General features: G+C 64.4%; 6 protein-coding genes. 4 read left to right on the top strand and 2 right to left on the bottom strand.

The genetic code is table 11. The annotated features are described in order from the left end of the window. Window positions 1–27: 27 nt before the first annotated feature. From NXS98_RS13440 to NXS98_RS13425, 4 genes are read left to right on the top strand one after another with little or no spacing between them, the layout of a single operon-like run. Entirely contained in the window at window positions 28–11,661 is an 11,634-nt protein-coding gene (locus NXS98_RS13440; RefSeq protein ID WP_283845530.1) for a Calx-beta domain-containing protein, read from the top strand. Between the two features lie 38 nt (window positions 11,662–11,699). Beyond that, entirely contained in the window at window positions 11,700–12,320 is a 621-nt protein-coding gene (coaE, locus tag NXS98_RS13435) for a dephospho-CoA kinase (RefSeq protein ID WP_283845529.1), read from the top strand. 12 nt (window positions 12,321–12,332) lie between these two features. After that, entirely contained in the window at window positions 12,333–13,145 is an 813-nt protein-coding gene (locus NXS98_RS13430; protein ID WP_283845528.1) for a class I SAM-dependent methyltransferase, read from the top strand. Window positions 13,146–13,147: 2 nt separating this feature from the next. After that, complete coding sequence (locus NXS98_RS13425) at window positions 13,148–13,807, top strand: hypothetical protein (RefSeq protein ID WP_283845527.1); 660 nt, start codon at window positions 13,148–13,150, stop codon at window positions 13,805–13,807. On the opposite strand, the gene NXS98_RS13420 is transcribed toward NXS98_RS13425, so the two are convergent. Together NXS98_RS13420 and NXS98_RS13415 are read right to left on the bottom strand one after the other, a co-directional pair. Then, the gene (locus NXS98_RS13420; RefSeq protein ID WP_283845526.1) at window positions 13,773–14,525 is read right to left on the bottom strand and encodes a tetratricopeptide repeat protein; all 753 of its coding nucleotides are present in this window, start codon (window positions 14,523–14,525) and stop codon (window positions 13,773–13,775) included. The two genes, NXS98_RS13425 and NXS98_RS13420, sit on opposite strands and share 35 nt — an antisense overlap. Further along, window positions 14,522–16,258: a BatD family protein gene (locus tag NXS98_RS13415; RefSeq protein WP_283845525.1), complete on the bottom strand. Its 1,737-nt coding sequence runs from the start codon at window positions 16,256–16,258 to the stop codon at window positions 14,522–14,524. Before NXS98_RS13415 ends, NXS98_RS13420 begins: the two co-directional genes overlap by 4 nt. Window positions 16,259–16,310 lie beyond the last annotated feature (52 nt).

Here is a 16,310-nt window from a genome sequence, read left to right as displayed (position 1 = left end):
GGCGGGCCGCGGCGAGGAAAATGATTTATGCGAACGGTGTGGAAAAAAGTAGTGGCTGGTTTCTGGCGAACGGGCCTGGCGGCGCTGGCCTGCGGTCTGGGGTGGGTGACCCCCGCCGCGGCGCAGAGTGAAATCCAGTTTGCCGTGACCAACCTGAGCGTGTTTGAAGGGAACAGCCTGGCGATTGTATTGACCTGCCAGCCGGCGGCCAATGCGAGTGTGAGTTACAGCATCACGCCCTTGGACCCCGGCGCCATGAACAAGCTGGCGCCCAGCACGCCGGCCAATGGCACCCTCCAGTTCAACGGCTCGCCCATTGCCTTGCTGAATCTCAACACCCTCAGCAACACCAACATTGAGGGGACGCTGCGCCTGCGCATCACCCTCTCGAACCCCGTCAATGGCCTGCTGGGGCCGCAAACCGAAGTGGTGGTGCACGTGATGGACCGGGATACGATTTTCCTGTTTTCCACCGATATTTACCGGGTGTCGGAGGAATCGAATTTTGTGGAGGTGGTGGTGCTGCGGCGGGGCAACACCAACGGGCCGGCGACGGTGGATTTCAAGACCATTGACGGCTCGGCGACGGACACCGAGGACTATCTGGGGCATCCGTTGGGGATTACGCTGTTTTTTGCGGATGGCCAGGTGACCAATATCCTCACCCTGCCGCTGGTGGACGATTGCAACGTGGAGACCAACACCATTGCCACCAACCTGCCGCCGGTGCGGTATGAGACTTTCACCAATGAATTGTCCAATCCCATTGTGAGCTTTGGCGAGGCCATCATCCGCATGACCAACTCCGTGGTGCGGATTGACGACGATGACAGCCCGGCGGGCATGGTGGGATTTATCTATCCCTTGATTTATCCGCCGCGGGTGGTGGGCGAGCCTTCAAGGGACGGGGTGTACAACCTCACCTTCCAGGTGGAGCGGCCGTGCGGTTCAGGCAGCATCGCGGTGGATTACCGGGTGCTGGTGGGGAGCCCTTGTCCGGGCACCACCAATGCCTACTATGACGTGGATAATCCCACCAATGTCTTGAACGATCTCCATTTAGTGACCCCTAATGCCACCACTGGACCCAATTCGCTGGTGGGAACGCTGAACTGGGGCGACAACGACCGCCAGCCCAAGACTTTTGAGATTGCCATTCGCGATGACATCTGGGTGGAACTGCCGGAGACATTTATCATCACGCTTGAGAATCCGCGGCCCACCGGCGGCAACCAGAACCGGCCGACGGTGAACACGCAGGCGCGTGATTATTACGTGGTCATAGATTTCGACGACCAGCCGGCCGGCGCTGGCTCGGTTAATGTAGCGGGCACTCGGAGCTCCTATAATCCTTCCACCATCTTTGTGCCCAATCCCGGCGCCAATAACAACGTCTATGCCCTGGCCTGGCATGAGGGCGGGGCCATCATCGGTGGGGATTTCACCGCGGTGAACAGCGTGCCGCGCAATGGTGTGGCGCGGGTGGATATTTTCGGAGAACTGGACACCACGTGGAATCCGGGCGAGGGGGCCAACGGCTCCGTGTTTGCCGTGGCGGCGTATCCGCCGCGCTCCACCCAGGCCGGCAAGGTGCTGGTGGCGGGCGCTTTCACTTCCTTCAACGGCCAGCCGCGCAACGGCATTGTGCGTCTCAATCGCAATGGCTCCGTGGATGCCACCTTCTTCCCGGGCAACGGGGCGCAGATGCTGGGCGGCGTGACGCCCGGCGTGATTCGCACGCTGTTGATTTTGGATGACAACAAAATCCTGATTGGCGGCGATTTTGAGACGTACAATTCCGTCCCGCGGCGCAACCTGGCCCGGTTGAATGATGACGGCTCGCTGGATTTGAACTTTGACCCGGCCCCGGGCGCCAATGACACCGTCTGGGCGCTGGCCATCCAACCGCCCGCGCCGTTCACGGTGAACTTCAGCGGGTTTGGCTCGAATGAGTTCCGCACCAACATCAATGCCACGGCGGTGGTGGGCAGTTTCACGTTGAATTACAATGTTTTTGTGCTGCCCGTCACCAATGCGCCGACCAATGGCTACTCAGGCCTCGTGAAGGTGTATTATGACAATCAGTTGTTGTTCGACAGCGGCACCAACACCAGCGGGCAGGCGCAGTTGGAGTTCGGGCTGGGCACGTCCACGCTGCTGGAGGTGGTGGTCAATGAGCGCACCAACGCGCCGGTGAGCTTCTACAATCTCTCGCTGAACATTGCGCCGCGGGGCAGCACCGCGAAGGTGATTGTGGGCGGCGATTTCACCTCCATTGGCGGCGCTCCGCGGGCGCGGCTGGCGCGTTTGAATAACAACGGCACGGTGGATGCCACCTTTGCCACCGATACCTATCCCGACAACACCGTCTATGCGTTGCTGGTGCAGCCGGATAATCGCATTTTGGTGGGCGGCAACTTTGACCGCGTGGGGGTGTTTGACCGCCGTGGAGTGGTGCGCTTGACGGCGGATGGGGCCTTGGATGCCACGTTTAATGCGGGTTACGGCCCGGACGGTCCGGTGTACGCCATGGCCTTCAATACCAATGGCCAGGCGTACATTGCGGGTGAGTTTACCGCGGTGAATGGGACGGCGCGCACCAACATGGCCCGCCTGCACGCCGATGGGACGGTGGATACCAGCTTCCTGGATAATTACTACAACCAGACCCTGCCGGGTGTGTATCAAGCCACTCCCTTCCCCGATGTGTATATTCCGGGCAATATCCGCGCACTGGCAGTGGACCCGGCCGATGGTTCGGTGCTGGTGGGTGGGCGTTTTGATAGAGTGGGCGGCGGCTTCTCGGCGCAGGATGTGCGCGTACAACACAACTACACGCTGCTGGTGGGGGGCATCACCCCGCCCGAAAACAACCGCCGGGGCAACATCCAGATTGTGCGCACGGAGTACACGGTGGATGAAAATGCGTCCACCGTCCTGGTTTATGTGGATGTGACCCGCCAGTTTGGCGTGCTGGGGGCAGTCACGGGGGTGGTGTACACGGTGGATGGGAGCGCTGTGGCGGGGGTGGATTATCAGCCGATTCGCCAGAGGGTGGCTTGGTCTGGTTGCGAGGGGGGCAGCGTGCTGGTGCAGGTGCCCATCCTGGACAATCAGGTGCGCGATGGGAATCGCGAGTTTTCCCTCGTGTTTGAAATTCCGGCCCGATTCTCCACCAATTCGGCCCTTCATGCTTTTGGCTTCCAGACAGTGGCCCGGGTGACCATTGTGGACAATGATTTCGAGAATGGGGTGCTGGGATTTGCCACCCCTTATTATTATGTGGCCGAGGATGGCACCAATGCGGTGATTACCGTAACCCGCACCAACGGCTCCAATGGCAGTGTGTCAGTGCAGTATATCACCCTGGACGGCACGGCCACGCGCAACGCCGATTACACGCTGGCCAGCGGCGTGCTGACCTTTGCGGCGGGGGTGACCAACCTGACCTTCCGCGTGCCCATTCTCAATGACACCGCCCTGGAGCCGGAAGAAACGGTGCTGCTGTATTTGTTCAACCCGCTGGGCGGCGCCACCCTGGGGCGCGACACGGCCACACTCATCATCACCGACAATGACAATGGCCGGGGCAGCTTGAGCTTCAGCTCGCATGAATATTTCATCAGCGAAAGCACCAATGCCGTGCCCATCACGGTGCGGCGCACGGGCGGCGCGCTCAGCACGCAGGTGGTGCAGGTCATCGTGCGGGAAATTCCCGGGCTGACCAACGGCGCGGGGCTGGCGGGAGCGGATTTTGTGGCGTCCACCAATCTGCTGTTCTTTGCGCATGGAGAGACCGCCAAGACCCTGCTGGTGCCGTTGCTGCCGGATGATTTGGTGGAGGGCCCCGAGCAATTCCAGGTGCTGCTGGCCACCAACGCCGGCACGTATTCGCAGTTGGGCATCATTACCAGCGCGGTGGTCAATCTTTTGGACGATGACGCCTACGGCACGCTGGAATTCCTGCAGCCGCGCTTTGCGATTAATGAACAGGAGCCGCTGGCCACGCTGACGGTGGTGCGCCGCGGCGGGCGCAGCGGGCGCGTCACCGTGGAATACGCCACTGAGACGTTGACCGGCCCGGACGCCGCCGTGGAAGGCGTGCATTACATGGGGACTTCAGGGGTGCTGGTGTGGGAGGACGGCGATGTGCTGCCAAAGACCTTTACCGTGCCCATCCTTTACCATCCGGCGCTGGAGGGGAACCGGATGCTGGGCTTGCGGCTCAGCAACCCCGCCAAAGCCGGGCTGGGGGCGAATGCCAGCGCCGTGCTGATGATCGTTGACTTCGAGTCATATAATTTGTCGGCCGGTTGGGTGGACACCATCTTCAACGCCAGCCCGGGCATTGACAATTTTGTGCGGGCGCTGGCGGTCCAACGGGATGGCAAGCTCATTGTGGGCGGCGACTTCACCAGTGTGAACGGCCAGCCGCGCAACCGCATTGCCCGGCTGCATGTCAATGGGGCGCTGGACGCCACTTTTGACCCGCTGCAGGGCTTCAATGACACGGTTCATGCGGTGGCCGTGCAGGCGGATGGCAAGATTCTGGTGGGCGGCCGTTTCAGCCGGTTTGACGTGACCAACCGCTTCGGGGTGGCCCGCCTGAACAGTGACGGGCGGCTGGACAGCTTCTTTGCCCGCGGCACGGGCGCCAACAACCCGGTGTATGCGCTGGCGGTGCATCCGGATGGACGGGTGGCCGTTGGCGGGTCGTTCAACACGTTCAACGGCGTGGAGCGGCCCAGTCTGGCAGTGCTGGACACCAACGGCACGTTGCAGCTCAGCTTTAATCCGGGCACCGGCCCCAATGGACCGGTGTACGCGGTGGCATATCAACCGGACGGCAAACTGCTGGTGGGCGGCACTTTCACCAAGTACCGCGGCCTGCCGCGCAATCACCTCGTGCGGGTGAATCCCGACGGCACACCAGACGCGGCGTTTGACCCGGGCCTCGGCCCGAATGATTCAGTGCGCGCCATTGCCGTGCAGGAGGACGGGCGCATCGTCATTGGCGGCTTGTTCACCGCGGTGGACAACCAGCCGCGCGGCCACGTGGCGCGGCTGCTGCCCAGCGGCGCGCTGGACACCAACTTCCTGGCTGGCCTGTCCGGGGCGGACGGGGCGGTGTTTGGCCTTTCGCTCCAGAGTGACGGCAAGGTGGTGGTGGTGGGTGATTTCCTGCGGTTCAATGACGTGTTCCGCAGCCGCATCACCCGGTTGATGGACGATGGCGCCAATGATTTGACGATTAATTTTGGCACGGGCGCCGATGCGCACATCGCGGCCGTGGTGAATCAATCGGATGACCAGATTGTGATTGGCGGCGGCTTCTTGAGCTTCAACGGCGTGCCGCGGGCCTATCTGGCGCGCATCATTGGCCACCGGAATTATGGGTCCGGGCGGCTGGAGTTTCTGGCGGCGGCGTTTTACCAGGATGAAAACGTGACCAATGCCGTCGTCACGGTGCGCCGCAACTGGGGCTTGTCCAACGAGGTGCGCGTGGCCTATGCCACGGTGCCGGGCGGCACGGCCGGGCCGAATGACTACCTGCCGGTCAGCGGCGAGCTGGTGTTCCCGCCGGGTGAAGTGTTGCAGACCTTTGAGGTGCCCATCATCAACGACAACGAGGTGGAGGCGGCGGAGACGGTGAATCTGGCGCTCAGCAACCCCACCAATATCACCTTGGGCACGGCGGCGGAGCTGGATGCCCAGGTGAATGCCCAACTGGTGATTATCAGTGATGACAACCTGATTGGCTTTGCCGAGGCGGACTTTGTGGTGAATGAAAACGTGCCCAGCGGCTTTGCAGTCATCACAGTGAGACGCACCGGCGCCACCAACAACTTTGCCGCGGTGGACATTGAAGTGGCCGGCGGCACCGCCACGGCTGGCAGCGATTATACCGCCTCGGCCACGACGCTGACCTTCCTCCCGGGCGAGACCGTCAAGTATTACTTTGTCACCCTGCAGGACGACAACCGCGCGGAAGGGGACGAGACGGTGTTATTGGCCCTGAGCAATCCCTCGGGCAACTCCGTGCTGGGCCAAGCGGTGGCCACCTTGACCCTTCGCGACAATGACTTCGCGGCGGGCACGCTCAACTTTGAGTTCCCCACGTATGTGGTCAATGAATACGAAACCAATCTGGTGATTCGGGTGGTGCGCACGGGCGGCAGCAGCGGGGTGGTGGCCGTGGATTATGCCACGGCCGACTTCACCGCGCAGGCGGGCGCCGATTATGCGCCGCGCTCGGGCACGCTATCCTTCGCCGACGGCGAAACGGTCAAGAGCTTCAGCGTGCCCATCCTGCAGGATTTCCTGGCGGAGACCAATGAAGTGTTCCTGGTGCGCCTGGCCAACGCGCGCGGCGCCGCCGGGGTGACCCTGGGCAACTTGAATCAGGCGACGGTGACCATTCTGGAGACGCCGCTGCTGAACGGCAATCTGGCGTTTGCCGCCACCAACTTTGCGGGCAGCGAGACCAGCGGCGTGGTGGCCATCACGGTCAACCGCCGTTATGGCGCGGTGGGCAACATCAGCGTGGCCTACGCCACCACCACGGGTACGGCTCAGCCGGGGGTGAATTACGTGCCCACCAATGGCGTGCTGACGTGGCTCAACGGGGATGCCACGCCCAAGACGTTCTTCGTGACCGTGTTGAGCAACAATGCGGTGGAAGGTGATTTGACCGTGGGTTTGGTTTTGTCCAATGCCCTCGGCGGCGCCACCCTGGGCGCGCCTGCGCAGGCCACCCTGACCATTCTGGACAGCAGCGTGGGGCCGGGCTTCCTGACGTTTGCCTCCGCGCAATACACGGTGGCGGAAAACAGCACCAACGCCGTGATTACCGTCCTGCGCACCAATGGCTGGCTGGGCGAGGTGTCGGTGGACTATGCCACGGCGGACGGCTCAGGGGTGGCGGGGGTGCACTACCAGGCGGTGTCCGGCACGCTGGTGCTGACCAATGGCCAGGTCACCGGCAGCATCGTGGTGCCGCTCATTGAGCTGGCCGGGGCGGATTTGAACAAGACGGTGCGCCTGAGCTTGTTCAATCCCACCAACGCCGGCCTGGGCGCCATCACCAACGCCGTGCTCACCATCACCGAGAGCAGCCCTGTGGCCGGCTCGGTCAATGTGGGCTTTGCGCCCTTCATCAATGGCTCGGTGGATGCGCTGTACGTGCAGACCAACGGCGAAAACAAGATTTACATCGGCGGCACCTTCACCATGGTGGACGGCATCGCGCGCAGCAATGTGGCGCGGCTGAATCTCAACGGCACGCTGGACACGGTCTATAACGTCGGCGTGGGGCCGTCCAATGGCGTGGTTCGGGCCATGGTGGCGCTGGAGGACGGCCGGGCCTATGTGGGCGGCTCGTTCACCGGCTTTGGCACGAGCACCAATTCTTATCTGGTGCGGTTGCTCCCGGACGGCGCGGTGGACCCCACCTTCAACGCGCAGTTGGACAACGCGGTGAATGCGCTTTATGTGCAGCCGGATGGCCGCATCTTGGTGGGTGGCCTCTTTACGCGGGTGGGCTTCACGCAACGCAGCTACCTGGTCCGGCTCAACACCAACGGTGTGGCCGACTTCTCCTTCGGCTTCGGCGAAGGGCCGGACGCTCCGGTGCGGGCCATTGCCGTGCAGTCCGATGGCCGCATTGTCATTGGCGGTGATTTCACGCACGTGGGCGGTTTGCCGCGGGCGCGAGTGGCGCGGCTGCTGGCCAGCGGCATGGTGGATACCACGTTCAATCCGGGCGCGGGACCGGAAGGCTCCGTGCGGTCGGTGGTGGTGGACGCCGAGAACCGGGTGCTCATGGGCGGTCTCTTTACCACCGTCTCCGGCGTCAGCCGCGGGCGCATCGCCCGGTTGCTGCCCAGCGGGGCGCTGGACCTGGAATTCAATCCGGGGGGCGGCGCGGATGAATTTGTGAACTCGATTGCGCTGCAGCCCGACGGCCGGATTTTGGTGGGCGGCGCCTTCACCTCCTTCAACGGCTATCCGCGCAGCCGGCTGACGCGCCTGCTGGCCAACGGGGCGGTGGACACCAGCTTCAACATCGGGACCGGGGCGGATAATTACGTCAGCGCCGTGGCCTTGCAGGCGGACCAGCGCATTGTGGTGGCGGGCGGCTTCCAGACCTTCAACGGTGTGCGGCAGGCCTACCTGACCCGCCTGAACAACGGCTTCAACCGCGGGCCGGGCGCTTTCAGCTTCGCGGTGGCCAGCTTCACGGTGGCGGAGAATGCGTCGAACGCTGTGATTACCGTGGTGCGCAACGTGGGCACCGCGGGCAGCGTGTCGGTGGATTACGCCACCAGCGACGGCACGGCGCGCGCGGGCGTGCATTACACGGCGGTCAGCGGCACGTTGACGTTTGGCGACGGGGAGACGGTGCGGACCTTCACGGTGCCGGTCTATGATGACCAGGTGAGCGGCAGCGGCCGCACCTTCCGCGTGACCTTGTCCAACCCGCAGGGCGGGGCGGAATTGGGGCCGCAGAGTTCCGCCACGGTGCAGATTGAGGAGGACGATGCGGTGATTCGCTTCGCGCAGGTCAATTACAGTGTCAACGAAGGCGCCGGCTTCGCGCAGGTGGAGGTGGAGCGCAGCGGCAGCACCTTTGGCATCGCGCTGGTGGATTACACGGTGGGCGGCGGGACGGCGGACGGGGGCGCGGATTACCAGGCGGTGTCCGGCACGTTGTTCTTCCTGGATGGCCAGACGCGGGCCACCCTCACCATACAGATTTTTGACGACACCCTGATTGAGGGCAATGAAACGGTGGACATTCGCCTGTCAAATCCGGTCAATGCCATCTTGGGCATGACCAACGCCACGCTGACCATTGTGGACAATGACTTTGGTCCGGGCGTGCTGGGCTTCCCGGTGCTTACCTACCAGGCCGCGGAGAATGCCGGTGTGGTCAACATTACCGTGCAGCGCACCAACGGCAGCCTGGGCATTGTGGCGGTGGATTATCAGGTGTTGCCCGGCAGCGCCACGGCCGGGGCCGATTTTGTGGTGGCCAGCGGCACTTTGCAGTTTGCCGATGGCGAGACCGCCAAGAGCTTCCCGGTGCGGGTGCTGGACGACAGCCTGTCGGAAGGCAACGAAACGGTGCTGCTGGTATTGTCCAATCCGCAAGGCGGCGCGAGCCTCGACTTTTTGAACAGCCAGGCCGAACTGACGATTCTGGATGACGATTTGACGCCGGGCGCGTTCCGTTTCTCCGCGACAACGTATGAGGCAGCGGAAGGCGGGTTCCTTTCCTATATCACAGTGGTGCGCACCAATGGCAGCACGGGTCAGGTGCGGGTGGATTTGGTCAGCGGCGGCGGCACCGCCACGGCCGGTCTGGATTATGAGGGCATCACCAACATGATGGTTTTTGGGGACGGCCAGCTCGTCACCAACTTTTGGCTCTGGGTGTATGACGACTTCGAGGTGGAAGGGCCGGAGACGGTGGTCTTGCGGCTGGTGAATCCGCGGGACGGCGCGACGCTGGCCGAGCCGTCCACGGCGGTGGTGACCATTTTGGACAATGAATCGCTTATCCAGTTCACCGCCTCCACCTACCTGGTCAATGAGGATGCGGGAACCGCCAGCATCGCGGTCGAGCGGCTGGGCGGCCTCACGGCGGTGGCCACCGTGGGCTACAGCACCGGCGGCGGGACGGCTGTGCCCGGCTCGGATTACACGCCGGTCAGCGGCACGCTGGTCTTTGGCACCAATGAAGCGGTGAAAAACATCGTGGTGCCCATCACCGACAACGCGGTGACCAATGCCAACAAGACGTTGAATCTGCAATTGTTTGGCGCCTCGCTGGGCGCGCAGATAGGGGCGCGCAGCAACGCGGTGCTGACCATTGTGGACAATGACAGTTACCTGTCCTTGAGCGCGACCGCCTACTCCGTCAGCGAAGGCGGCGGCGCTGCGGTCATTGTGGTGCGCCGCACCGGCAGCCTGGGCGCGCCGGCCTCGGTGAACTTCAGCGTGGGTGGCGGCACGGCCGTGCCGGGGACGCATTACGCGCCGACGAATTTCACGCTGTTCTTCAGCGCCAATGAAAGCCAGAAGACCGTGAGCATCCCCATCCACCAGAACCAGGTGAAGGACGGCGCGCGCACGGTGAACATCGCGCTGACCTTCCCGTCGCGCGGGGCCACCATTGTGCAGGGGGCGGCGGTGCTCACCATACTGGATGACGACGACAGCATCATCGTGCCGGTGGCGGCAGCGCTGGTCTCGGAGAGCGGGCCGGTCAATGGCTCGCTGGACCAGGGCGAGACGGTGACGGTGCGGCTGGCGTTGCGCAACATCGGCAACGTGGCGGCCTCCAACGTGGTGGCGACGCTCCTGCCCACCAATGGCGTGGTGAATCCGGGCGCGGCGCAAACCTACGGGCTGCTCCTGCCGGGCGGGGTTTCGGTCAGCCGCGCCTTTACCTTCACGGTGGGCGCGACCAACGGCGGCCTGGTGCGGGCCACCTTGCGGTTGCAGGATGGCGCGCAGGACGCGGGCACGGTGACCTTTGACCTGCAGGTGGGGGCGCGCACCACCCGCTTTGCCAATGCCAATCCCATCACCATTGTGGATGACGCCCCGGCCACGCCGTATCCGTCCCTCATCAACGTGACGGGCCTCAACGGCAGCGTGGGCAAGGTCACCGTCACGGTGAGCAATCTCTCCCATGCCTTCCCGCGCGACATCAGCATGATGCTCGTCGGCCCGCAGGGCCAGCGCGTGGTGTTGATGGGTTACGCCATTGGCGGCTGGGAGAATGCCTTGCAGGGCGTGACGCTGACCTTTGATGACACGGCCACCAACGCGCTGCCGGCCAACGCGGCCGTCACCACGGGCCGGTATCGCCCCACCAATTACTTCAGCCTGGCCTTCCCGGCGCCGGCGCCGGCGTTGCCGTCCGCCACCAATAATGTGCTGGCCGTCTTCAACGGCACCAATCCCAACGGTGTGTGGGCCTTGTACGTGCAGGATATGGCCTCGCCGGACGTGGGCTTGATTGCCGGCGGCTGGAGCCTCGAAATCAGCACGGTGGAGAACTTCGCGCCCGCGGCCGACGTGGCGGTGGCGGCCACTGCCTCCACGGCCAACCTGGTGGCCAACAGCAACGTCACCTACACCATCACGGTGCAGAATGGCGGCCCGGTGGCGGCGCAGGGGATTGTGGTGACCAACCGCCTGCCGGTGGGTACCACCCTGGTCAATGCGAGCGCGTCGGTGGGCGCGCCGGTCATCGCAAGCAATCTTGTCACCCTGAACGTGGGCAATCTGGCGGTGGGCGCCTCGGCCACCCTGACCCTGGTGGTCAACTGCCCGAATCCGGGCGTGCTGACCAACCTCGCCACGGTGGTGAGCAGCGTCGCTGACCCGGCGGCGGACAACAACCTGGCCCGCGTGGTGGTGGGGGTGAGTCCCGCGACTCCGCCTTCGTTTGGTGGTGTGGTGGCCACAGGCGGCCAGTTGCAATTGACCATCACGGGCCAGCCGGGCAGCGTGTACTACCTGGAAGCCTCCACCAATTTGGTGCAATGGCTGCGGCTCTCCACCAACGTGCTCACCGGGCCGTCGAGCACGTTCTCGGTGCCGTTGAACCTGAGCGACCGCGGCTTCTTCCGCATCGTGGTGCCCTGACGATGCCCGGGGACCCGCGCGGCCGGCGTGACTTTGCCATGATTTTGCTGGGCCTCACCGGCGGAGTGGGCATGGGCAAATCCACCGCGGCCTGCTTCTTTCAGGAGCTGGGCCTGCCGGTGGTGGACACCGATCAACTCGCCCGTGAGCTTACCCTTCCCGGCCAGCCCGCGTTGCTGGAAATTGCGCGGGAATTCGGCCCCGCTTACCTGACCCCCGAAGGCGCGCTCAACCGGGCGGCGATGGCGCAAAAGGTGTTTGCGGACGCGGCGGCCCGGCAAAAACTCGAGGCCATTTTGCATCCGCGCATTCGCGCCGCGTGGCAGGCCGAGGCCGCGCGCTGGCGGGCAGCGGGCGTGCCGGTGGGGGTCGTGGTCATTCCCCTGCTCTACGAAACTGGCGCGGAGCGTGAAGTGGACCGGGTGGCCTGTGTGGCCTGCATGCCCCGGACTCAGGCGGCCCGGCTGGCGGCGCGGGGTTGGCCGGAGGAGCACTGCCGGCAGCGCATCGCCGCCCAGTGGCCGGTGGAGGAAAAAATCAAGCGGGCCGATTACGTGATTTGGACCGAGGGCAGCCTGGCAGCCCACCGCGCGCAAATTGAGAGGGTCGTCCAGAACGTAAAAAAAATGGGCGTGCCTCTGCCTCCGGCTGGCGCATAATGCGGACAACCCATGAGCGCCGCAAGGAAATGCCTGAAGCGCTGGCTGGCCGATGCGGCCACGGGTCTGTTGGGCTGTGCGCCTGCAGGGCGGATATTTGACTGGCTCGCCTGGCAACGGCGGCGCGCCGTCCGCCGTCAAGTGGAAGCGCGCCTGCGCGCCGCCGGCCAGTATGGGGACGTGGTGAGCTTTGGCCCGTTCAAGGGCCTCCAATATCCTCCGGGCTGGGCGGACAGCCGCTTTGAGAAAATCATTGGCGCCTACGAGGCCGAGCTGCATCCGGTGGTGGAAGCTCTCTGCGCCACGCCGTACACGGACATCGTCAACATTGGGGCGGCCGAGGGTTATTACGCGGTGGGCATGGCGCGGCGCATTCCTGCGGCCACGGCGCATGCCTTTGAAATGGAGGAAGGGCGCCGGCAAATGTGCCGGGCCATGGCGGAGTTGAATGGCGTGGCGGAGCGGGTGCGGGTGCTGGGCGCGGCCACGGTGGCAGCGTTGCGAGAGCTGCAACTGGGGCCGCGGGTGCTGGTGTTGTGCGATTGCGAGGGCGCGGAGCGGGAGCTGTTGCATCCGCAGGCCGTGCCGTGGTTGCAGCGCGCGGAGGTGCTGGTGGAGGTGCACGAATTCATGGCGCCGGGGGTGTCCGAACTTTTGCGCCAGCGTTTTGCCGGCACGCACCAGTTGCAGGTCATTCCCATGGCCGGCCTGGTTTATGCCAACTACCCCCTGCTGCGCCAATTGACCTTGGCGGAAATTCACGCGATGGTGGGCGAGGAACGGGCCCGCCTGATGGAGTGGTTTAGCTTCACGGCCAGGCGCTGAATATGGATATTTTTCCCGCCGCCGGGTTGTTGGGGAAGGAGTCCGTCCTTGTCGCGGTTTCGCTGTGGCTGGCCGCCCACGTGTTTTTGTTACTGGGTTGGGTGCGATATTTGAACTGGCCCCAAACTCTCGTGGTGTGGGCAGGCACGGTGTTGTGCGCCTGGGTTGCGGTCTTGGGATGGATGAAAGCAGGAGGAGGACTTCAACTTTTTCAAGCACTGGAGCCGCATGCAACGGCCGCCGTGCTTCTGGCGCCCGCCTGGCTGGCTGCGCGTCTGCTGGCGCAAGATTTGTGGGGCTGGCGGCTGGGGCGCCCTCATTACGGCTGGGAGTTGATGCTATTGTCCGCCGTGCTGGCGCTGCTGCCACTGCAACTCCTGGCGGGCCTCAATTTTTGGCCAGCCGCGCCGGTGGCCGTGGGCGTAGTTTGTTTGTGGCAGGTCCTCTGGACGCCGTGGCTGATTCGCAAATGTCCCGCGCCGTGCCCGCGCAGCGTGTGGGGGCCGGCTGCCTGGAGCTTGTGGATTTTGGGGTTATGGTTTTGGGCGGGTGGCCCAGAGCGGCAGCCGTGGGGATTGGCGGTTTGCCTTTTGCCAGCGTTGTTGGCCTTGTGGCCCTGGCGCCGGCTTAGCGGGGCCAAAGCAAAACCTGGTCCCGCTTGAGCCAGCCGGCGCGGCCGCGGTCATCGCGAATTTCCAACCAGTCCTGGTTTTCGCTCATCACGCGCACTTCGGCGCCCTCGGGCAGGCTCCAAACGGGTTTGGAAACGTCATAAGGGGCCAGGCGGGCCTGCACGTCTTTTTGCGCGACAATGGCCACGCGCTGCATTTGTTGAAAGTACACCGCGCCACTCAGGCAGGCCATGGCGGCCAGCCACGTGGCGAGCAGCAGACCGCCGGTGCTGCGGAGGCTGGCACGCCGGCGCGGAAACCATTGCCCGAGGCCCAGCACGCCCAGCCACAGCCAAAGCGTGGCGGCCGCCAGCAAGCCCCACTCATTCAGCGTCAGCCGTCCCAGCAGTGCCTCCAGACCGCGCGGGCCGGTGTCTTCGCTGCCGCTCACGGCGCGGCGGACGGAGGCCAGATTGGCGCGGATGTCCGGGTCCCGCGGGGCCAGGCGCTCGGCGTGGCGCAACGCATACAGCGCGCGGCCCGGCTGGCCGGCGCGGAAATAGGCGGTGCCCAAATTGTAGTACAAGGCGGGCGAGACCCTGCCGCTCTGCAACAATTGCTCATAACGCGCAATGGCCTCGGCATAATTCCCTTGCTCGCACAGTTGATTGGCGCGGGAGAATTCTTCTTCCGGTGTGGCGGCCGGCAACGCCAGGCCGAGCCATCCCCAGGCGGCCAACAGGATGAGCCACTGCCCCAATCTTTTCATGCCCTTGGCTCCTTGAGTTCCAGTTGTTCCAATGCGCGGAGCACTTCGACGGCTTTGGCCCGCATGGCGGCCAGGTCGGCGGGCGCCGCGGCGGGGGCGTACCGCGCCTGGTTGCAGGCCTGAAACAAGGCGCTCAAATCCGCCAGCCACGGCGCCTCCACGCCGGCGGGGCGCAACCGCTCGTCAATGACCGCCTCGGTGATGGCGGAGGCCGGCAGGTCGAGCCGTTCCCCCAGGCGCTCCTGCAGCAGGCGGAACAAGGTGGAGTAAAAGGCATCGGCGTGATTTTTTTGGGCCAGTTGTTGCAGCTCCTGCAAGCCGCGCGCGATGACCCGTTGCGTCTCGCGCTGGCGGCGCAGCCGCGGGTTGGCGGCCAGCCGGTCCTGCCAGCGGCGCCAACCCCAGGAGCCGGCGAAGAAGGCCACGGGCAGCAATTGCAGCGCCAGGAACCAGGGGCGTTGCCACAGCGGGGGCGCCGGCACGGTGAGCGTGCCCAGATGCGGTTTGATGGCGACCAGACCCACGGCGTTGGTTTCTTCCACGGGCAGGAACGGCGTCACGCCCGCGCTGGGCCGCACCACGAGCGCAAACTCCGGCCCGCTCAAGGTCTGGTACTGGCCGCGCGCCGGGTCAAAGTAACTGAGCTGAAAGGGGGGAAGCGTTTTGGTATCGAGGCTCTGGGGCACCACCACCTGCTCGAAGACCTTGCGCCCGCCCAGTCCGAGCGGGCCGGTGTTTTCCAGTTTGGAGGTGGGCGGATACACCTTGAAGGCGCTCCAGGCCGGTTGCTCCGGCAGCCGCAGCGTGTCGAGCAGCATGTTTTCACCGGACAATTCCACCTTCACGGTGATGGGGTCGCCCACGGCCACGTTGGTGGGCGAGGCGGTGACGCGCATTTGCAGCGGCCCAATGGCGCCGACAAAGTGAGGCGGGGCGTTGGGGGGCAGCGGCAGGATGGACACGGACAACGGCGCATTGGTCACGATGACCTGCCGCCAGTCCAAAATTTCATTGAAGAAGAAACTGCGGCGCGCATTGGGCGCGGGCAGGCGGGCTTGAAAGCGCACGGGGCCCAGCTCGCCGCGGCCGGGCTGATGCGCGAGCACATACGTCTGATAGCGATGGAGCACAAAATTGCGTCCGCCAAAGGAGACCATCTGCGGGCGCTGGGCCTGCCAGGGGCCCGCGGTGAAGCCGGTGGTGGACCATTCGGGCGTGCCCTGCTGCTCGGCCACGGCGTAGAGGTCCACGGTCACCAGCGCCAGCTCGCCGGCGTAGAGATTGCTGCGGGCCAGATGCAGGCGGAAAAAGGCCTGTTGCTGCATGATGGCGGGGTCCATCTCGGTGACCTGCAGGGCCACCGGCTGCGTGGTCACCCACTGGTCGCCGATGGGGATGCGCACCGGCGGAATGACAAAAGTGCCGGCCTGCGGCGCGGTGAGCTGGTAATTCAGGGTGATTTGCTGAATGGCCTGCCCATTGATGATTTGCATGACCTGCGAAGGCCCCACGTACTGAATTTGCAAACCGGGCGCTTCAATGCGTGGCACGGCTTTGGGGACGACGTTGTCAAAGACAATCTGCAATTCCACCGTCTGGCCCACGCTCAGGTTGGTGGAGGAGACCCGCAACTCCACCGGCGCCGCTCCGGCCTCCAGCGCCGCGAGGACCAAGCAAACCGCGGCCCACACCTGCGCCGTCCACCGGCGCAAGTTCCACCAGGTTGAACCCATCGGGCATGGGCTTTTGGCCGTCATCCGAACCGCATTTTTGCCTCTGGCAGTT

The sequence above is a fragment of the Fontisphaera persica genome (genome assembly GCF_024832785.1).
Taxonomy (GTDB): domain Bacteria; phylum Verrucomicrobiota; class Verrucomicrobiia; order Limisphaerales; family Fontisphaeraceae; genus Fontisphaera; species Fontisphaera persica.
This window is presented reverse-complemented; position numbering and strand designations above follow the sequence as displayed.